The sequence below is a fragment of the Enterobacter sp. IF2SW-B1 genome (assembly GCF_001743375.1).
GTDB classification, from domain to species: domain Bacteria; phylum Pseudomonadota; class Gammaproteobacteria; order Enterobacterales; family Enterobacteriaceae; genus Enterobacter; species Enterobacter bugandensis.
In genome coordinates this window covers 277694-297698 of the sequence record NZ_MJAA01000004.1, presented here as the reverse complement: position 1 = coordinate 297698, position 20005 = coordinate 277694, and the positions used below count along the sequence as shown (strand labels likewise).

The 20005-nt window shown below is 52.1% G+C and carries 21 protein-coding genes and 1 other annotated feature; of the genes, 9 read left to right on the top strand and 12 right to left on the bottom strand.

Annotated features, from left to right (window positions below; all coding sequences use genetic code 11):
* Positions 1–3: 3 nt before the first annotated feature.
* Together A6013_RS11400 and A6013_RS11395 are read left to right on the top strand one after the other, a co-directional pair.
* Positions 4–906 (top strand): glycosyltransferase, encoded by a 903-nt coding sequence (locus tag A6013_RS11400; RefSeq protein ID WP_069733080.1) that lies wholly within the window; start codon positions 4–6, stop codon positions 904–906.
* Entirely contained in the window at positions 899–1795 is an 897-nt protein-coding gene (locus A6013_RS11395) for a glycosyltransferase family 2 protein (RefSeq protein ID WP_069733079.1), read from the top strand. Before A6013_RS11400 ends, A6013_RS11395 begins: the two co-directional genes overlap by 8 nt.
* A gap of 95 nt (positions 1796–1890) precedes the next feature.
* Here A6013_RS11395 and A6013_RS25215 read toward each other — a convergent pair whose 3' ends face one another.
* Entirely contained in the window at positions 1891–2346 is a 456-nt protein-coding gene (locus tag A6013_RS25215; protein ID WP_083264134.1) for an acyltransferase, read from the bottom strand.
* Between the two features lie 128 nt (positions 2347–2474).
* Here A6013_RS25215 and gndA point away from each other — a divergent pair, with 128 nt between their 5' ends.
* Both gndA and ugd read left to right on the top strand, forming a co-directional pair.
* Positions 2475–3881 (top strand): NADP-dependent phosphogluconate dehydrogenase, encoded by a 1407-nt coding sequence (gene gndA / locus A6013_RS11390; RefSeq protein ID WP_028013772.1) that lies wholly within the window; start codon positions 2475–2477, stop codon positions 3879–3881.
* Positions 3882–4106: 225 nt separating this feature from the next.
* Entirely contained in the window at positions 4107–5273 is a 1167-nt protein-coding gene (gene ugd / locus A6013_RS11385) for a UDP-glucose 6-dehydrogenase (RefSeq protein WP_069733078.1), read from the top strand.
* Positions 5274–5324: 51 nt separating this feature from the next.
* Here the strand turns inward: ugd and A6013_RS11380 are convergent, their stop codons facing one another.
* On the bottom strand, positions 5325–6329 hold the full coding sequence (locus A6013_RS11380) for an NAD-dependent epimerase (protein WP_063154995.1): 1005 nt from the start codon (positions 6327–6329) through the stop codon (positions 5325–5327).
* Positions 6330–6521: 192 nt separating this feature from the next.
* Here A6013_RS11380 and wzzB point away from each other — a divergent pair, with 192 nt between their 5' ends.
* Entirely contained in the window at positions 6522–7502 is a 981-nt protein-coding gene (gene wzzB, locus A6013_RS11375; RefSeq protein WP_045629815.1) for an LPS O-antigen chain length determinant protein WzzB, read from the top strand.
* Between the two features lie 40 nt (positions 7503–7542).
* Here wzzB and hisIE read toward each other — a convergent pair whose 3' ends face one another.
* The 9 genes from hisIE to hisL form a co-directional block, all read right to left on the bottom strand.
* Positions 7543–8154, bottom strand: a complete 612-nt coding sequence (hisIE, locus tag A6013_RS11370) for a bifunctional phosphoribosyl-AMP cyclohydrolase/phosphoribosyl-ATP diphosphatase HisIE (protein WP_061097701.1) — start codon at positions 8152–8154, stop codon at positions 7543–7545.
* On the bottom strand, positions 8148–8924 hold the full coding sequence (hisF, locus tag A6013_RS11365; RefSeq protein WP_069733077.1) for an imidazole glycerol phosphate synthase subunit HisF: 777 nt from the start codon (positions 8922–8924) through the stop codon (positions 8148–8150). The genes hisIE and hisF overlap by 7 nt, the downstream gene beginning before the upstream one ends.
* Positions 8906–9643 carry a 1-(5-phosphoribosyl)-5-[(5-phosphoribosylamino)methylideneamino]imidazole-4-carboxamide isomerase gene (gene hisA, locus A6013_RS11360; RefSeq protein WP_069733076.1) on the bottom strand — a complete coding sequence of 246 codons (738 nt, stop codon included), beginning with the start codon at positions 9641–9643 and terminating at the stop codon, positions 8906–8908. Before hisA ends, hisF begins: the two co-directional genes overlap by 19 nt.
* A complete protein-coding gene (hisH, locus tag A6013_RS11355) occupies positions 9643–10233 on the bottom strand; it encodes an imidazole glycerol phosphate synthase subunit HisH (RefSeq protein WP_028013765.1) in 591 nt (196 codons plus the stop codon). The genes hisA and hisH overlap by 1 nt, the downstream gene beginning before the upstream one ends.
* Positions 10233–11300 carry a bifunctional histidinol-phosphatase/imidazoleglycerol-phosphate dehydratase HisB gene (gene hisB, locus A6013_RS11350; protein WP_069733075.1) on the bottom strand — a complete coding sequence of 356 codons (1068 nt, stop codon included), beginning with the start codon at positions 11298–11300 and terminating at the stop codon, positions 10233–10235. Before hisB ends, hisH begins: the two co-directional genes overlap by 1 nt.
* Positions 11297–12358 (bottom strand): histidinol-phosphate transaminase, encoded by a 1062-nt coding sequence (hisC, locus tag A6013_RS11345; protein ID WP_028013763.1) that lies wholly within the window; start codon positions 12356–12358, stop codon positions 11297–11299. Before hisC ends, hisB begins: the two co-directional genes overlap by 4 nt.
* Entirely contained in the window at positions 12355–13659 is a 1305-nt protein-coding gene (gene hisD, locus A6013_RS11340; protein WP_069733105.1) for a histidinol dehydrogenase, read from the bottom strand. Before hisD ends, hisC begins: the two co-directional genes overlap by 4 nt.
* 5 nt (positions 13660–13664) lie before the next feature.
* Entirely contained in the window at positions 13665–14564 is a 900-nt protein-coding gene (gene hisG / locus A6013_RS11335) for an ATP phosphoribosyltransferase (protein WP_000886595.1), read from the bottom strand.
* Positions 14565–14609: 45 nt separating this feature from the next.
* Positions 14610–14733, bottom strand: a sequence feature (His leader region).
* Entirely contained in the window at positions 14709–14759 is a 51-nt protein-coding gene (gene hisL / locus A6013_RS26795; protein ID WP_001364200.1) for a his operon leader peptide, read from the bottom strand. It overlaps the preceding feature by 25 nt.
* Positions 14760–14934: 175 nt before the next feature.
* Between hisL and A6013_RS11330 the strand changes: the two genes are divergently transcribed.
* From A6013_RS11330 to plaP, 4 genes are all read left to right on the top strand, one after another.
* Positions 14935–15759 (top strand): SDR family oxidoreductase, encoded by an 825-nt coding sequence (locus A6013_RS11330; protein ID WP_028013761.1) that lies wholly within the window; start codon positions 14935–14937, stop codon positions 15757–15759.
* A gap of 41 nt (positions 15760–15800) precedes the next feature.
* The gene (locus tag A6013_RS11325; RefSeq protein ID WP_069733074.1) at positions 15801–16730 is read left to right on the top strand and encodes a LysR substrate-binding domain-containing protein; all 930 of its coding nucleotides are present in this window, start codon (positions 15801–15803) and stop codon (positions 16728–16730) included.
* Positions 16731–16949: 219 nt separating this feature from the next.
* A complete protein-coding gene (gene yoeI, locus A6013_RS26790) occupies positions 16950–17012 on the top strand; it encodes a membrane protein YoeI (RefSeq protein ID WP_099458931.1) in 63 nt (20 codons plus the stop codon).
* Entirely contained in the window at positions 17002–18360 is a 1359-nt protein-coding gene (plaP, locus tag A6013_RS11320; RefSeq protein ID WP_028013759.1) for a putrescine/proton symporter PlaP, read from the top strand. The genes yoeI and plaP overlap by 11 nt, the downstream gene beginning before the upstream one ends.
* Positions 18361–18418: 58 nt before the next feature.
* Here plaP and sbcB read toward each other — a convergent pair whose 3' ends face one another.
* Positions 18419–19855, bottom strand: a complete 1437-nt coding sequence (sbcB, locus tag A6013_RS11315; RefSeq protein ID WP_153656654.1) for an exodeoxyribonuclease I — start codon at positions 19853–19855, stop codon at positions 18419–18421.
* Positions 19856–20005 lie beyond the last annotated feature (150 nt).

Below are 20005 nucleotides of genomic sequence, written 5' to 3'. Positions count from 1 at the left end.
GTGATGAATAAGAAAACTATGAATTCTCTATCCGTGATAGTTCCACTGTATAATCAAGCACTGTATGTTGAAGAGTGTCTCAATGCATTAAACAAAATAGATATTCTAAATGTTGAAGTGATTATTATTGATGACTATTCACGCGATACTTCTGTAGAACGGGTATCGACCTGGATCGAGAAAAACATTGATACAAAACTAAATGTTCGTTTTTATAAAAATGAATCTAATCTTGGAATATGTCGAACTTTAAATAAAGGAGTTAAGTTATCGACTCATAACATTATTTACATTTGTGCCGCTGATGATTTTCCATTGTCTGATGTGATTGACAATAAAGTGCGTTTACTTAATGAGTCTGATTATGATGCAATAATAAGTGATGTCATGATCATTGATGAAAAATCCAAAATAGTCTTAAATAGTGGATTTAAAGATTATTTTCATGCCAGTCCAAAAGCCCTTGAGAGTTCTAAATTCTTGGCTGGAGAAGTTATTACTAATTGGTGCATTCCTGGCCCATGTCTGCTAATAAAAAAAGACGTATATAATCAGATTGGCTTTTATAATGAATCACTGATCGCTGAAGACCGAGATTTTTATTTGAGGTTATTTAGACATGCTAACGTTCTCTTTGATTCAGAGAGAATAGCTGCGTATAGAGTGCATTCTTCAAATATTTCTAAAAGTACAGTCTTTAGGAAGAATATGAATTTAGAAATACGCAAAATAAATTACAGCTATGCCTCTGAATGGCAAGGTATATACAAGCTATATCTTAAAAGCTATGGGTTAAGTCTTATTTCAGAATCAAAGCTGTCTGTTTTTTATTCGATGCTTGGGAGCATCGTTCGTAAGGTTTTACGATTTATATTTATATTGAAGGTATATTTCTCTCATGGATAATAAAGTCTGCGGAGTGGTGGTTACATATAACCCAAATATTAATGATCTCCAAATTTTAATTAACTCGATGACCTCACAAGTTGATGAGATAATTATTGTCGATAATGGCTCCAGTACTGATTTCAGCGGCCTTCAAATACCCGATAAGTTGCACTTTGAATTCTTAAATGAAAATGCTGGTATCGGAAGAGCACAAAATATAGGTGCTCGATTAGCAATTAAAAATGATTGTAAATTTGTTTGTTTCTTTGACCAAGATAGCCGTTTAGAACCTAAATTCATTTCAAGTCTGAAAGATGCCTATTCAGATCTTACCCAGCAAGGTATTAAAGTTGGAGCACTGGGGCCTATAATTATTGATGAAAGATCAGGGAAAAAATTTCCCTTTTACCGTTACACAACATTCAAACGTATAGTGGTTAGCGCAGACGAAAATGAAAAATATATTGAAACTCAACAATTAATTTCATCGGGAACGTTTTTTTGCGTTGATATATGGTCTTCTGAATCTGAAAACCATGAGGGATTTTTCCTTGAATATGTTGATACCGATTGGTGTTTACGATTATCACAAAAGGGATATAAATTATTTGGCGTAACTAAAGCTCATTTAATCCACAAGCTCGGTGATGACCGTAAAAAAATATTGAATGTTTTGGAGGTACCAATACACTCAACATATCGATATTTTTATGTATTCCGTAATGGCGTTTATTGTAGTTTATACAGGAAGTTCCCATTAAGTTGGAGTTCATATAATATATTTAGACTAATATCTTTCTATTTTATCATGTTAATGCTTAAGAAAGATAAATTAAAATTTACCAAGTATGTGGCTCTGGGAATTTATGACGGTATCAGGAAAAATTTTTCAAGAAAGTTAAAATAATAGAATGAAATTATAAGTTGTTCTAAATATTAATATGCCGCAAGCACTGTTATGAGTAATTGGTTCAGAATTGTGAATTTCTGAACCATTTACTTTTAAAGGTAACGTACGATTTTCCCTGGATTACCAACTACAACTGCATTGTCAGGAACATCTTTCGTTACTACGGTGCCTGCACCTATCATGCTATTAGCACCTATAGTTATTCCTGGTAATATGGTTGAGTTAGCACCAATTGATGCCCCCTTTTTAATCCAGATTTTAGGGTACTCTGTACAATATTTCTTTGATCTTGGGAATTTATCATTTGTAAAAGCCACACAGGGTCCAATAAATACATTATCTTCGATCCTTGTGCCATCCCAAATATAAACTCCTGATTTAACAGTTACATTGTCACCAATGATAACATCATTCTCGATTAATGTATGAGCACATATATTGCAGTTTTTACCAATTTGTGCATTTTCGAAAATTACCGCAAACTGCCATATGGTAGTGTTTTGACCGATTTGTGTTGATTTAACATCACTTAGATTATGTATTTTCATTTATAAACCTTAAAGTTGACGCGTAATTATAAAATAATACTGCTGAATGCTTTCTATTATAATCGATCTAAGATAGAATTTACACATTCTGCTCGCTCAATAATAATGTTATCTGACAGGAGTATGTAATGTCCAAGCAACAGATCGGCGTTGTCGGTATGGCAGTGATGGGGCGCAACCTGGCGCTCAACATCGAAAGCCGTGGTTATACCGTCTCCGTTTTCAACCGCTCCCGTGATAAGACTGAAGAAGTGATTGCCGAAAACCCAGGCAAGAAACTCGTTCCTTTCTATACGGTAAAAGAATTTGTTGAGTCTCTGGAAACGCCTCGTCGAATCCTGCTAATGGTGAAAGCGGGCGCAGGTACCGATGCAGCTATCGACTCCCTGAAGCCTTACCTCGAAAAAGGCGACATCATCATTGATGGCGGTAACACCTTCTTCCAGGACACCATTCGTCGTAACCGTGAATTGTCCGCTGAAGGCTTCAACTTCATCGGTACCGGTGTTTCCGGTGGTGAAGAGGGCGCGCTGAAAGGTCCATCTATTATGCCTGGCGGCCAGAAAGAAGCGTACGAGCTGGTTGCGCCAATTCTGACTAAGATTGCAGCCGTTGCTGAAGATGGCGAGCCTTGTGTGACCTATATAGGTCCGGACGGTGCGGGTCACTATGTCAAAATGGTGCACAACGGCATCGAATACGGCGATATGCAGCTGATTGCAGAAGCATACTCCCTGCTGAAAGGCGGCCTGAATCTCTCTAACGAAGAGCTGGCTGAAACCTTTACCGAGTGGAATAAAGGCGAGCTGAACAGCTACCTGATCGACATCACCAAAGATATCTTCACGAAGAAAGATGAAGAAGGTAAATACCTGGTTGATGTGATCCTGGATGAAGCAGCGAACAAAGGTACCGGTAAATGGACCAGCCAGAGCTCTCTGGATCTGGGCGAGCCGCTGTCTCTGATCACCGAATCCGTCTTTGCGCGTTATATCTCTTCTCTGAAAGAGCAGCGCGTTGCGGCTTCTAAAGTGCTGTCCGGCCCACAGGCTAAACCAGCCGGTGACAAAGCTGAGTTCGTCGAGAAAGTTCGTCGCGCCCTGTACCTGGGTAAAATCGTCTCCTACGCGCAGGGCTTCTCACAGCTGCGTGCGGCGTCTGACGAGAATAACTGGGACCTGAACTACGGCGAGATCGCGAAGATCTTCCGCGCGGGTTGCATCATTCGTGCGCAGTTCCTGCAGAAAATCACCGATGCCTATGCTGAAAACGCAGGTATCGCTAACCTTCTGCTGGCACCGTACTTTAAGAAGATTGCAGACGAGTACCAGCAGGCGCTGCGTGACGTGGTGGCCTACGCTGTACAGAACGGTATCCCGGTTCCAACCTTCTCCGCTGCGGTGGCGTATTACGATAGCTACCGCGCTGCCGTTCTGCCTGCCAACCTGATTCAGGCACAGCGTGACTATTTCGGCGCGCATACTTACAAGCGCACGGATAAAGAAGGCGTGTTCCACACCGAATGGATGGAATAAGTTAACTTACTCGCTATCATCAAACCCGGAGCCTGTCTCCGGGTTTTTTTATGCAAAAAATGCCGCGCATTATTCGAAGTAGTCTGAATCTCATCCCGCTCGTTGTGATTACTCCTGGTTTGCCTTGACAGTTCTGTTTATCAGGAGGTACAAAGCCCAACAGTTATGTTTATCGCGATGGTCTGCCGGCCATCAATACAGTTAACTAAAAGAAGTCATTAGCGAATGAAAATAACAATTTCCGGAACAGGGTATGTCGGTCTTTCTAACGGCATTCTGATTGCTCAGAACCATGAAGTGGTTGCGCTGGATATCGTGCAGGCCAAAGTGGATATGCTCAATCAGAAGAAATCGCCGATTGTCGACAAAGAAATCCAGGACTATCTCAGCTACAAACCGCTGAATTTCCGTGCCACGACAGATAAAGAAGATGCATACCGCGATGCGGATTACGTCATCATTGCGACGCCTACTGACTACGATCCAAAAACCAATTACTTCAACACCTCAACCGTAGAAGCGGTTATCAAAGATGTTATTGCGGTCAATCCTGATGCGGTGATGGTTATTAAATCAACCATTCCTGTCGGCTTTACCAAATCCATCAAAGAAAAGTTTGGTATCGATAATATTTTCTTCTCGCCTGAGTTCCTGCGTGAGGGGAGAGCGCTTTACGATAACCTGCATCCTTCCCGTATCGTTATTGGCGAACGCTCTGAGCGCGCTGAACGTTTCGCTGCGCTGCTTCAGGAAGGTGCGGTGAAGAAAGATATTCCGGTGCTGTTCACAGACTCCACCGAAGCGGAGGCAATTAAGCTTTTCGCAAATACCTATCTGGCAATGCGAGTCGCTTACTTCAATGAGCTCGACAGCTATGCAGAAAGTCTTGGACTGAATACCCGCCAGATTATTGAAGGGGTTTGCCTCGACCCGCGTATTGGCAACCACTACAACAACCCCTCATTTGGCTACGGCGGCTATTGCCTGCCAAAAGATACCAAGCAGCTGCTGGCAAACTACCAGGCTGTACCGAATAATCTCATTTCTGCGATTGTTGACGCTAACCGTACGCGTAAAGATTTCATCTCCGATTCTATTCTTGCGCGCCAGCCGAAAGTGGTCGGCGTGTACCGTCTGATCATGAAGAGCGGTTCCGATAACTTCCGCGCCTCTTCCATTCAGGGGATCATGAAGCGCATCAAGGCGAAAGGCGTTGAGGTTATTATTTATGAACCGGCCATGCAGGAAGATCAGTTCTTCAATTCCCGCGTGATCCGCGATCTGGATGCTTTTAAGAAGGAAGCGGATGTCATCATCTCGAACCGCATGGCCGAAGAGCTGGCTGACGTCGCTGACAAAGTCTATACCCGCGATCTGTTCGGTAGCGACTAATTCTCTTACGTTAAAATAAAAAACCCGGCTGATTTGCCGGGTTTTTTATTTTCAGACCTTGTAAAACTCGCGGTACCAGTCAACGAAGTTCTTCACGCCGTCTTTAACCGAGGTTTGCGGTTTGAAACCGATCACGTCATAGAGCGCTTTCGTGTCGGCGCTGGTTTCCAGGACGTCGCCTGGCTGGAGTGGCAACATATTTTTCTCGGCTTTCTTACCCAGCGCCTCTTCCAGCGCGGTGATGTAGTCCATCAGTTCTACTGGCGAACTGTTACCGATGTTGTAAACGCGGTAAGGTGCTGAACTGGTTGCCGGTGAGCCAGTCTCGACGGTCCAGTTTGCGTCAGGATGGGGAATAACATCCTGCAGGCGGATAATTGCTTCAGCGATATCATCGATGTAGGTGAAATCGCGCTTCATCTTGCCGTAGTTATAGACATCGATGCTTTTGCCTTCAATCATCGCCTTAGTAAACTTAAACAGCGCCATGTCCGGGCGTCCCCACGGACCGTATACGGTAAAGAAGCGCAGTCCGGTGGTCGGCAGGTTGTAGAGATGCGAATAGGTGTGCGACATCAGCTCATTGGCTTTTTTGGTCGCGGCATAGAGTGAAACCGGGTGATCTACGGAATCGTCAGTGGAGAAGGGCATCTTACGGTTGAGGCCATATACGGAGCTGGATGAGGCATACAGCAAATGCTGAACGTGGTTATGGCGGCAGCCTTCCAGCACGTTGAGGTGGCCAATAAGGTTGGCATCGGCGTACGCATGCGGGTTTTCCAGGGAGTAGCGTACGCCTGCCTGTGCGGCCAGGTGAATAACGCGATCGAACTTCTCGTCAGCGAAAAGCGCAGCCATACCTTCCCGGTCAGCTAATTCCATCTTGTGGAAGGTGAATCGCTCAGATTGTAGCCGTTCCAGACGTGCCAGCTTTAAATTAACATCGTAATAGTCGTTCAGGTTATCAATACCGACAACCTCATGACCGCCCTCAATGAGGCGTTTGCTGACATTCGAACCGATAAAACCCGCTGCACCCGTTACCAGAAATTTCATATCTTTCCTCAAATACCCAACGCTTACAGATGCGATAACGCATCACATGGTGACTATGATAGCGCGAAGGGGGCGAGTTACATAACGCATCTTTCCGATATAACTCATCGGATTCTTATAGAAAAATCCCCAGCAATAGATAAACTATGAAAACACAATTATGTTTGCCCTTTTTCATCTGTTAGGGAATGTATGACGCACAACAACAATAGCCAGGTCATCCGAAGCAATGACCCTGAGCAAATTGATTTACTTGATTTAGTGCTGCAGCTGTGGCGTGGGAAGTGGATGATAGCAACGTTTGTTGTTGTTTTTATTGCACTTGCTGTCGGTTATCTTACTTTCGCGAAAGAAAAGTGGACCTCAAGCGCAATTATTGCGCAACCTGATGTCGCTCAAATTGCAACATATTCTAATGCGTTGAATATCCTCTACGGTAGTGCTGCACCCTCAATGCTTGATGTTCAAACACGCGCTATTGGTCGTTTCAATTCTTCCTTCTCTGCATTGGCACAGGCACTGGAAAATCAGGACGAACCTGAAAAACTGACAATCGAGCCTGCTGTTAAAGGGGAATCGCTCCCGTTGAGTGTTTCCTATACCAGTACTTCCGCAGAAGCGGCGCAGAAGCAGCTTGCGCAATATATCCAGCAGGTTGATGAGCAAACTTCCAAAGAGCTCACGGTTGACCTGCAAAACAGCATCAAAGAGCAGATTAAAACCCTGAACGATTCTCTGGTAAACCAAGAGAAGGTCGCTCAGGAGCAGAAAGACCTGCGTATTAAACAAATTACCGAAGCGCTGAAAAACGCTGAGGCGGCGAAAATCTCCTCGCCACAGATTCAACAAACTCAGGATGTGACCCAGGAAACAATGTTCCTCCTGGGAAGCGTAGGGCTGAAATCGATGATTGAAAACGAAGCCTCTCGTCCCCTGGTCTTTTCTGCTGCATACTATCAGACCAGGCAAAACCTGCTGGACATCCAAAACCTGAACGTTAAGCCGGACACAATACACGTCTACCGTTACGTCATGAAGCCGGATCTGCCCGTTCGTCGCGATAGCCCGAAAAAAGCCATTGTGCTGATTCTTGCCGTGCTGCTGGGCGGAATGATTGGTTCCGGTGTGGTATTAGGGCGTAACGCATTACGCAACTATAAGCCAAAAGCCTGATTTGCAGATTTAAAAAAACCGGGGAAAATCCCCGGTTTTTTTATTTATGACGCTTTCGAAGATTCTCAATCACCGCCGTCAAATCCAGTTCCTGATCCTGCAGCAGCACCAACAGGTGATACATCAAATCCGACGCTTCATTCGTCAACTCTTCCCGGTCGTGTACGGTCGCGGCCAGCGCCGTCTCAACGCCTTCTTCACCCACCTTCTGCGCAATACGCTTAGTCCCGCTGGCATACAGCTTCGCGGTATAGGAGCTCTCAGGATCCGCCGTTTTACGTTCTGCCAGCAGTTGCTCAAGCTGATACAGGAACAGCCACTGGTGGCTCGCCTCGCCGAAGCAGCTGCTGGTGCCCTTATGGCAGGTTGGTCCGATCGGATTGGCCAGCACCAGCAGGGTGTCGTTATCGCAGTCTGGCGTCATGCTGACCACGTTCAGGAAGTGCCCCGAGGTTTCCCCTTTGGTCCACAGGCGCTGCTTCGTGCGCGAGAAAAACGTCACTTTGCCGCTGTCGATTGTTTTTGCCAGCGCGTCCTGGTTCATATACCCCAGCATCAGCACTTCGCCTGAGACGGCATGCTGTACAACCACCGGCAGTAATCCGTCAGTTTTTTCCCAGTCCAGCTGCGCCTGTTGTTGCTCTGTTAACATACCCTGATCTCCACGCCCTGGTCGGCCAGGTACGTTTTTAACTCGCCAATATTGATAATCTGTTTGTGGAACACGGACGCGGCCAGCGCGCCGTCCACGTTCGCATCGCGGAAGGCTTCCAGGAAGTGTTCCATGGTGCCCGCGCCGCCGGAGGCAATCAGCGGAACGTGGCACACCGCGCGAACTTTCTTCAGCTGCCCGAGATCGTAACCGTTACGCACGCCGTCCTGGTTCATCATGTTCAGCACAATCTCACCTGCGCCGCGCTTCTGCACTTCCTGCACCCAGTCGAGCGTTTCCCACTGCGTCACGCGCGTCCGGCTTTCATCGCCGGTATATTGGTTAACGTGATATTTGCCGGTCGCGGCGTCGAACCAGGTATCAATCCCTACCACTATGCACTGCACGCCAAAGCGATCGGCCAGGCGGGTAATCAGTTCCGGCTCGGCCAGAGCAGGGGAGTTGATGGAAATCTTATCGGCGCCAAAAGAGAGAATTTTGGCGGCGTCATCAGCAGACTTAATCCCGCCCGCCACGCAGAACGGAATATCAATCACTTCCGCCACGCGCGCGACCCAGCTTTTATCGACCACGCGGCCATCGCTGGAGGCGGTGATATCATAGAAGACCAGTTCGTCAGCGCCTTCATCAGCATAGCGTTTTGCCAGCGGGACGATATCGCCAATGATCTCGTGGTTGCGGAACTGCACGCCTTTCACAACCTGACCATCGCGCACGTCAAGACAAGGAATTATCCGTTTTGCCAGCATTGAATCGCCTCCGTCACCGTAAATTTACCTTCCAGCAGGGCCCGGCCCACAATTACGCCCTGCACACCGGTACCGCGCAGCGCGGCCACGTCGTCTATGTCACCAATACCGCCTGAAGACTGAAACGCAACCTGCGGATAACGCGCGCATACCTCCTGATACAGCGAGACGTTGGAACCCGCCAGCGTGCCGTCGCGCGAGATGTCCGTGCACAGCACGTGCTTCAGGCCCACAGGGAGATACGTCTCGACCAGCGCTTCCAGCGTTACGCCGGAATTTTCCTGCCAGCCGCTGACCGCCACCTGCTTATTACCCTGCTCGTCAATGCGCACGTCCAGCGCCAGTACCAGGGCGTCGGCGCCAAAGCGGCGGAACCAGCCTTTCACCGTCTCAGGGTCTTTCACGGCGGTTGAACCGACCACCACGCGCGCCACGCCCGCATCCAGAAGAGCCGCCACGTCGTCCTCGGTGCGTACGCCGCCGCCGACCTGCACGGGCACGTCAACACCAGCAACCAGTTTTTTCAGCAGCGGGATCTGGCGCTTCGCCGGATCTTTCGCGCCCGTTAAATCCACCAGATGCAGCACCTTTGCACCCTGGGCGGCATAATCCTGCAGGCGCGGCAGCGGGTCCTTTCCGTAGTCGCGCTGTTGACCGTAATCGCCCTGATGAAGACGGACAACCGTGCCGTCGATTAAATCTAAAGCGGGAATAATCATCACATCTCCAGGAAGTTTTTCAGCAGCTGCGCGCCAGCGGCGCCAGAGCGTTCCGGGTGAAACTGCACGCCGAAGAAATTGTCTTTCTGCACCGCCGCGGTAAACGCCTCGCCGTAAGTGCACTGGGCGATGGTATTGACGTTCACCGGCATGGCGTAACTGTGCACGAAGTAAAAGTACGCGCCGTCTTCGATGCCGCGAAACAGCCGGTCACCCGCTTTGGCGTAAACGCGGTTCCAGCCCATATGCGGAAGAGGCAGGCCGTGGTCGGTCATTTTCGGTACGTCTTCGTCGATAATGCCCAGCAGGTCAACGCCGTTACTCTCTTCGCTGCGGCGGCCAAGAAGCTGCATGCCCAGGCAAATCCCCAGCACCGGCTGGGTACAGGCTTTGATCAAATCGACCAGATCGCGTTCGCGAATCTGGTCCATCGCCGCCTGTGCGGTGCCAACGCCCGGCAGGAAAAGCTTGTCAGCGCGCAATACAATGTCCGGATCGCGGCTCACCACCGGCTCATAGCCGTGGCGCGCGATGGCCGATTTCACGGAGTTGAGGTTGGCGCATCCGGTATCCAGAATCACCACGTTCATTACAGCACTCCTTTCGACGAGGGCAGGGCATCGCCTTCCACGCGGATCGCCTGGCGAAGCGTACGGCCAAAGGCTTTAAACAGGCTCTCCACGCGATGGTGATCGTTTTTGCCTTTGGTTTTCAGGTGCAGCGTCAGTCCCATGGTGTAGGACAGGGAACGGAAGAAGTGCTCCACCATTTCGGTGCTGAGATCGCCGACGCGCTGGTAGGTGAAATCAGCTTTGTATTCCAGATGCGGACGACCCGAGATGTCCATGGCGCAGCGCGCCAGGCACTCGTCCATCGGCAGGACGAAGCCGAAACGGTTGATGCCGCGCTTGTCGCCGAGCGCCAGCTTCAGGGCTTCACCCAGCGCCAGGCCGGTATCTTCCACGGTGTGGTGATCGTCAATATAAAGGTCGCCTTTTACCGCGATCTCCATGCGGAAACCGCCGTGGGTGGCAATCTGGTCCAGCATGTGGTCAAAGAAACCGACGCCGGTGTGGATCTTGCTGCCGCCTTCACGGTCCAGCCAGACTTTTACATCAATCTGCGTCTCTTTGGTGTTACGCTCAACGTGGGAATAGCGGTCGCGTTTTGTCAGTTGCTCGCCAATCTTTGCCCAGTTAAGGTCGTTACGATCGTAGCGCAGCCCCGCGATGCCCATGTTTTCCGCCAGCGTAATATCGGTGATGCGATCGCCGATGACGTAGCTGTTGGTTTTATCCAGCATCTCTTCGGCCAGATAGCGCTCAACCAGCTTCACCTTAGGCTTACGGCAGTCGCACTCGTCGGCTGGCATATGCGGGCAAATCAGCACTTCATCAAATACCACGCCCTGAGAGGTCAGCACCTGCATCATCAGGTTATGCGGGCCGTCAAAGTCCGCCTGCGGGAAACTGTCCGTACCCAGACCGTCCTGGTTGGTGATCATTACCAGCTTATAGCCCGCTTTCTGAAGCTTAAGCAGCACCGGGATCACGTCCGGTTCAAAAGCCAGCTTGTCGAAACGATCGACCTGGAAATCGGCTGGTGGCTCCGAAATAAGGGTGCCGTCACGATCGATGAAAAGGATCTTCTGGGTCATACTTTCTCCGCTTTCAGGGCGTCAATGACGCGCTGGCTCTCTGCGCGGGTGCCTACGGTGATACGTAAACAGCCACTCAGGGAAGGTTGTTTATTCTGGTCTCGTAAGATAATGCCCTGATCCCATAAAGATTTAAATACGGCACTGGAGGCGGTGAAGCGCGCCAGGATGTAGTTGGTTTCCGAGTCGAACACCTGCTCGACGCAAGGGATGTCTTTCAGCGCGGTGACAAGGTACTGACGTTCCTCCAGGATCTGCGCCACGCGTTCGCGCATCGCGTTGATACCCTGAGGCGTCAGCGCCTGTGCCGCAATATCGGCAACCGGCGTTGAGAGCGGGTACGGGGCGATCACTTTCAGCAGCAGGTCGATAACCTCTTTATTCGCCAGCGTAAACCCGCAGCGCAGGCCCGCGAGGGCGAAGGCTTTTGACAACGTGCGCAGCACAACGAGATGCGGATACTCTTCCAGCCAGCCCGTCAGCGTCGCCTGCGGGCAGAACTCGATGTAGGCTTCGTCGGCCACCACCAGCGCTTTACCACGGGTCATCTCCAGCAAGGTGCGGATATCCTGCGGGTTGATAATCTGCCCGGTTGGGTTATTTGGGCTGCAGACGAAGACGACCTTCACGCCGTCGAGATTGTCGGCAATGCCCTGTAAATCGAGCTGCCAGTTCTCCAGCGCCTGGACGTTGCGGCACGCCACGCCGAAGGTTTCGGCGCTGACGCTGTACATGCCGTACGTGGGCTGGCAGTACATCACCGCGTCTTTGCCCGGCTCGCAGAACGCGCGGATCAGTAGCTCAATGCCCTCATCCGCGCCGCGGCTGACCAGTACCTGCTCCGGCTTCACACCCGCGTACTGGGCGTAGTTTTCAATCACCGCTTTTGGCTGACACTCCGGATAGCGGTTCAGCGTTTGCTGCGACAGCTCAAACTGCACCGCAGTCGGGAATTCGTTGGCGTTCAGCCAGACGTCCCCGTTTCCGCCCAGACGACGCGCAGACTGGTAAGGCGTCAGGCGGCGGACATTTTCGCGGGCTAATTCTTCAATGTTCATGCTTGCTCCTTCAGGGCGGCAACGCGCAGCGTCACGGCGTTTTTGTGGGCGGTCAGACGCTCGGCGGCGGCCAGGGTTTCAATAGTAGAAGCCAGTGAAGCAAACCCCTCGCGGGACAGCTCCTGCACGGTCATGCGTTTCTGGAAATCCGCCAGGCCGAGGCTGGAACAGGTAGATGTGTAGCCATACGTTGGCAGCACGTGGTTGGTGCCGGAGGCGTAATCCCCCGCGGACTCCGGTGACCAGTCGCCGAGGAACACCGAGCCCGCGCTGGTGATGCTGTCGACCAGATCGCGCGCGTTGCGGGTCTGAATAATCAGGTGCTCCGGGCCGTACTGGTTGGAGATGGCGATGCACTGCTCGAGATCGCGCGCCACAATCAGGCGGCTGGCCGCTAACGCCTGACGTGCCGTGTCGGCGCGGGGCAGGTCGGCAAGCTGGCGTTCAACGGCTTCGCCCACGCGTTTCGCCATATCGGCATCCGGCGTCAGCAGGATGACCTGCGAGTCCGGGCCGTGTTCTGCCTGTGAAAGCAGGTCGGAGGCCACGAAGTCCGGCGTTGCGCCGCTGTCGGCAATGACCAGCACTTCAGACGGACCGGCAGGCATATCGATGGCAGCGCCGTCGAGACGCTGGCTGACCTGGCGCTTGGCTTCGGTCACATACGCATTGCCCGGGCCAAAAATTTTGTCGACCTTAGGAATGGACTCCGTCCCGAACGCCAGGGCGGAAATCGCCTGCGCGCCGCCCACTTTATAGACCGCCTGTACGCCGCAGAGTTTTGCCGCGTAGAGGATCTCATCGGCGATCGGTGGCGGCGAGCACAGCACTACTTTCTGGCATCCGGCGATACGCGCCGGCGTGGCGAGCATTAATACGGTCGAAAACAGCGGCGCTGAACCACCAGGGATATAAAGTCCCACTGACGCAACCGGGCGCGTCACCTGCTGGCAACGCACGCCGGGCAGGGTTTCGACATCCACGGTCTGCAGCTTCTGCGCGGTGTGGAAGGTATCAATGTTTTTCACCGCAACGGCCATCGCCTGCTTGATGTCATCTCCCAGACGATTACTGGCATCAATGATTTCCTGCTCGGTAACCTGCAATGCGCCGACTTCCGTCTTATCAAACTTCACGCTGTATTCACGCAGGGCGTCATCGCCGCGGGCTTTGACGTTATCCAGGATCTCCGCCACGGTGCGGGAGATGCTTTCAGAGGCGGAAATCGCCGGGCGCATCAGCAGCTCACGCTGCTGTGCGTCGCTACAGGTATTCCAGTCGATGATTGTGTTAAAGCTCATGGCCATTACTCCATCATCTTCTCAATTGGCAGCACCAGGATGGAGCTTGCGCCCAGTGCCTTCAGTTTTTCCATGGTTTCCCAGAACAGGGTTTCGCTGCTCACCATGTGCATCGCCACGCGCTGCTGATCGCCCGCCAGCGGCAGGATGGTTGGTCGCTCAGCGCCCGGCAGCAGGGCAATCACTTCATCCAGACGCTCGGTTGGGGCGTGCATCATGATGTATTTGGACTCACGCGCCTGAATCACGCCCTGAATACGGGTCAGCAGCTTGTCGATCAGCTGCTGTTTGGCGTCGGCCATCTCGCCGTCGCGCTGAATCAGGCACGCTTTAGAGCGGTAGATGACTTCCACTTCGCGCAGACCGTTCGCTTCCAGCGTCGCGCCGGTCGAGACGAGGTCACAGATGGCGTCCGCCAGACCCGCACGCGGTGCCACTTCAACGGAGCCGTTCAGCAGGCAGGATTTAAACTGCACGCCTTTCTGGTCGAGATAACGCTTCAACAGGTGAGGGTAAGAGGTGGCGATACGTTTGCCGTTCAGCGCGGCCGGGCCGTCCCACGCTTCATCAACCGGCGTTGCCAGCGACAGGCGGCAGCCGCCGAAGTCCAGACGACGCAGGGTGAAGTAACGCGGGTCTTCACCCTGCGCGCGGCGGGTCAGCAGCTCTTCTTCCAGCACGTTTTCACCGATGATGCCGAGGTCAACGACGCCGTCCATCACAAGGCCGGGAATATCGTCATCACGCACGCGCAGAATGTCGATGGGCATGTTTTCAGCCAGAGCAATCAGGCGCTGGGTGTGCAGGTTGATTTTGATCCCGCAGCGGGCCAGCAGTTCGCGTGAATCGTCACTCAAACGGCCTGATTTTTGAATAGCTATGCGTAAACGTGAGTTATCTAACATTCTTTATTCCTCGTTAACCTGTTTTAACCTGTCTGAATTTGGTCCAAAAAAAAGCCCCCGGAAGAAGATCTTCCGGGGGCTTTTTCATGCGTTCATGCACCACTGGAAGATCCAAACGTCTTCCAGCACACATCGCCTGAAAGACTAGTCAGGATGATGGTGATGATGGTGGTGTTTAAATTGAACGCGTGTCATATAAATTCTCGATGAATGCTTATTCATTTGATGTCTTTTAACCTAAACCAGTTGTACGACATATTGCAAGGGCTTTTTTTGATCATTAATTCATTTCATATTGATGCTATGAATTGTGTGTTCTGCCGGGCTGGCGTAGCCTTATGAAAGACGAGTGAGAGTCAGGAGAATTCGCATGAAAAAGGTCGCGATTGTCGGTTTAGGATGGCTGGGAATGCCGCTGGCGATGTCATTAGCCGCGAAAGGCTGGCAGGTGACCGGGAGCAAGACCACCCGGGATGGGGTCGAAGCGGCACGAATGTGCGGTATTGATGGCGTTGAACTGCGTCTGGAGCCGGAGCTGGTGTGTGATGCGGACGATCTGGACACGCTGATGAACGTAGATGCGCTGGTGATTACGCTACCCGCACGGCGCAGTGGCCCGGGCGAATCATTCTACCTGCAGGCGATGCAGGAGATTGTCGACAGCGCGCTGGCGCATCACGTCCCGCGCATAATTTTTACCAGCTCGACGTCGGTTTATGGCGATGCTGAGGGCGTGGTGAAAGAGAGTTCCGAGCGCCGTCCCGTAACCGCGAGCGGTCAGGTCCTGAAAGAGCTGGAAGACTGGCTGCATAACCTTCCCGGCACGCAGGTCGATATCGTTCGTCTGGCGGGGCTGGTTGGCCCGGGGCGTCATCCGGGGCGCTTCTTTGCCGGTAAGACGGCACCAGACGGTCAGCATGGCGTGAATCTTGTGCATCTTGAAGATGTTATTGGCGCGATTGAGCTACTCTTACAGGCTCCAAAAGGCGGACACATCTATAATATATGTGCACCGTCTCATCCGGCGCGCAGCACGTTTTACCCGCTCATGGCACGCCAGCTTGGGTTGGCTCCGCCGGTTTTTGGTGAGGCAAAGAACGAAAGTAAAGGCAAAATTGTTGATGGCAATCGCATTTGCCATGAGCTGGGGTTTGAGTATCAGTATCCCGATCCGCTGGTGATGCCCATGGAATAAACCCCGCAGCGGAGACAATCGCACACCAGAAGGGGGCGAGCATGAAACCGCTGCTGGATGTTCTTATTATTCTGGATGCACTGGAAAAAGAGGGGAGCTTTGCGGCTGCCTCGGCAAAGCTTTACAAAACCCCTTCGGCCCTGAGCTATACCGTTCAAAAACTGGAAAGCGACCTCAATATTCAGATCCTCGATCGCTCCGGGCACCGCGCGCGGTTTACCCGCACCGGGCAGATGCTGCTGGAAAAAGGCCGTGACGTTCTTCATACCGTTCGCGAGCTGGAAAAGCAGGCCGTCAAGCTCCATCAGGGATGGGAGAATGAGCTGGTGATTGGCGTGGATGATACCTTTCCGTTTTCTCTACTGACGCCGCTCATTGAAGCGTTTTACCAGCATCACAGCGTCACCCGGCTGATCTTCATCAACGGGGTGCTGGGCGGCTCCTGGGATGCCTTAACCCAGGGCAGGGCGGACATCTTTGTCGGTGCCCTGCACGAGCCTCCCCAGTTGAGTGACTTTGGTTTTGCCCGCCTGGGCGTGCTGGAGCAGGTATTTGCCGTGGCGCCCCATCATCCGCTGGCTCAGGAGCCTGAGCCTCTTAACCGCCGCGTTATTAAGGGGTACCGCGCAATAGTAGTCGGGGACAGTTCACGCCCCGAATGTGCGGTTTCCTCGCAGCTGCTGGATGAGCAGGAGGCCATTACCGTTTTTGACTTTAAAACCAAGCTGGAGCTGCAAATTAGCGGCCTGGGCTGCGGCTATTTGCCGCGCTACCTGGCGCAGCGCTTTATTGATAGCGGTGCGCTTGTTGAAAAACAGGTGCTTGCGCAAAGCAGTAACGAATCGGTATGGGTGGGCTGGAACGAACAAACCGCCGGGCTGGCCAGTGCCTGGTGGCGGGACGAAATTTTAGCAAATAGTGCTATCGCTGCAGTTTACTCTCAGGGGAGCGCCGAGAAATCAGCCAGTTAGAAAAAAGAAAATGACCCGGTGCGTTGCAAAGTATTGCCTTTTGTATCCGATGTGGGGCAAAATGCCGCCGCTGCAACTAAATGAATAATCGACGATATAAAAGGCGTCGGTTATTTTTTTTTGCATGTACGAAACGAAACTAAAAACCAAGAGGCCGGGCTTCGTACCGGATAGATATTTACTAAAATCCGACAGTTGTTGTCGCTGAGGAAGAAAGAAATGGGGCAATTTTTCGCTTACGTGGCGGTTATCACCGTAAAGGAGAATAACTATGTCGCATAACGCAACTCCAAACACCTCTCGCGTGGAATTACGTAAAACGCTTACGTTGATTCCGGTTGTTATGATGGGCCTTGCCTATATGCAACCGATGACGCTGTTCGATACATTCGGTATCGTATCGGGCCTCACTGACGGTCATGTGCCGACGGCTTACGGCTTTGCGCTGATTGCGATCCTCTTTACCGCGCTGAGCTACGGTAAACTGGTGCGTCGCTATCCGTCTGCAGGTTCCGCCTACACCTATGCCCAGAAATCCATCAGCCCGACGGTTGGCTTTATGGTGGGCTGGTCTTCGCTGCTCGACTACCTGTTCGCGCCGATGATCAACATTCTGCTGGCAAAAATCTATTTTGAAGCGCTGGTGCCATCGATTCCCTCGTGGATCTTCGTCGTGGCGCTGGTAGCCTTTATGACGGCCTTTAACCTGCGCAGCATCAAGTCCGTTGCCAACTTTAACTCCGTTATCGTTGTGCTTCAGGTTGTCCTGATTGCCGTGATTCTTGGCATGGTGATCTATGGCGTATTCCACGGCGAAGGCGCGGGCACCCTGGCGAGCAGCAAACCGTTCTGGTCTGGTGATGCGCATGTGATCCCGATGATTACCGGGGCGACGATTCTGTGCTTCTCCTTTACCGGTTTCGACGGGATTAGCAACCTGTCTGAGGAAACGAAGGATGCAGAGCGCGTGATCCCGCGTGCCATCTTCCTGACGGCGCTGATTGGCGGTCTGATCTTTATTTTCTCGACCTATTTCCTGCAGCTGTACTTCCCGGATATCTCGCGCTTCAAGGATCCGGATGCGTCTCAGCCGGAAATCATGCTCTATGTGGCGGGTAAAGCGTTCCAGGTCGGCGCGCTGATCTTCTCCACCATCACCGTACTGGCGTCCGGTATGGCCGCGCATGCAGGCGTTGCGCGTCTGATGTACGTAATGGGTCGTGATGGCGTATTCCCGAAAAGCTTCTTCGGCTACGTGCATCCAACCTGGCGTACCCCGGCGATGAACATTATCCTGGTCGGTGCGATCGCGCTTCTGGCGATTAACTTTGACCTGGTGATGGCAACGGCGCTGATTAACTTCGGTGCGCTGGTGGCGTTCACCTTTGTTAACCTGTCGGTTATCTCTCAGTTCTGGATCCGTGAAAAGCGTAACAAGACGCTGAAAGATCACTTCCAGTATCTGTTCCTGCCGATGTGCGGTGCCCTGACCGTGGGCGCGCTGTGGGTTAACCTGGAAGAGAGCTCGATGGTGCTTGGCCTGATTTGGGCAGGTATCGGCCTGGTGTACCTGGCCTGTGTCACGAAGAGCTTCCGTAACCCGGTTCCGCAGTACGAAGACGTTGCTTAAGTCTTAACGTATCAAAAAAAAACCGGAGACCATGTCTCCGGTTTTTTTATATCTCACTTCAGACTATCTCTTGCGCGTACTGGAACAGGGCTTTTAACAGGATCTGTTTTTCTGCGTTGCCTTCATACTGGTTGTATAACGACTCAAGCTCCTGCGCGTAATGCTGCAGATACTCTGGCGTAAACACGTTTCGACGGTGCTGCAGCCAGCGCGCCTGTTCTGCTTCATCCAGCGTGCCGGGATAATTGCGCGCCCGGTAGTTAAACATCAGCTTTTCGATGCGCTTATCTGCGAAGGTGATGTCCAGCGCAGGTAAGTTACGCGGCTCGGTTTGCAGAACAATATTCATGGCTGCGCGGTCGGCATCGCTGAAGAAGCCGTTGTAGAGCTGGGCATCCACGTTTTCGGACGGCACGAACGGCTCCGCCTCGGCAAAGATGGCGACCACTTTCTCGCGCACCTGCGGGTTATCGCGAAGCACTTTCAGGTTATCCAGGCAGTGCTGACGGTTAATGCCCAGCCTGTCGGCATCTTCCGGACGCAGCGTGTTCGCCTGCGCCAGCACCGGACATTTATTGATATGCACCAGCTTAACCGGCACCGCAGGCAGATCCCCGAGTTCATTTTTCGGGGTGTAAAGCCGTTCGCGCAGGGTATCGCTGTCAAGCTCCAGCAGCGGCGAAATATCGCCCGCCAGGTCCACCATGATAACCGCATTACGGTTATCCGGGTGCCACGCCAGCGGCGCAACCCAGCTGGTATTGCCGCGCCAGGCGCCAAACATGCCGGAGATATGCACCAGGGGCTTCATCTGCGGTACGTCGATAAGGGTCATGAGCTTCTGCTTGCTTCGGTGGCTCAGCAGATATTCAAACAGCCGGGGCTGTGCGGTTTTCACCAGCTTCGCCATGGCAATGGTGGCATAAACGTCTGCCATCGCATCGTGGGCATTGCTGTGCTCGATGCCGTTGGCGCGCGTCAGGTGTTCCAGCCGGAAGCTGGTCAGCCCTTCCTCATTTTCCGGCCAGTTAATGCCTTCAGGGCGCAGGGCATAACAGGCGCGCATGATGTCGAGCAGATCCCAGCGTGAATTGCGGTTCTGCCAGCTCCAGGCGTACGGATCGTAGAAGTTGCGATAGAAGATATTGCGCGTCACTTCATCATCGAAGCGGATGTTGTTGTAACCGACCACGCAGGTATTAGGCACGGTAAACAGATCGTGGATACGGCGGGCGAACTCTGCTTCGTTAACGCCTTTTTCCCGTGCTTCCTGCGGCGTGATCCCGGTGACCATTACCGCGCCGGGCTGCGGCAGGTAGTCATCAGCCGGTTTACAGTAAAAGACCTCAGGCTCGCCAATGATGTTGAATTCGTCATCGGTGCGGATGGCGGCAAACTGCGCCGGTCGGTCCAGCGCCGGATGCGTGCCAAAGGTTTCGTAGTCGTGGAATAAAAAAGTCGGGCGTGCGGCAGAGTCAGACACCAGTAATACCATCCTGTTAAAAAATGACGTCACTATGGTAAACGATCGTGCGGGTCAGACCGAATAAAAAGCGCCGCCGCGGCGCAAATTTGCGAGACCGCTTCCGCGTAAAACCTGCGTTCTGTCACATTTTTTTGCAATTAAGCCAGGTAACGACATCAG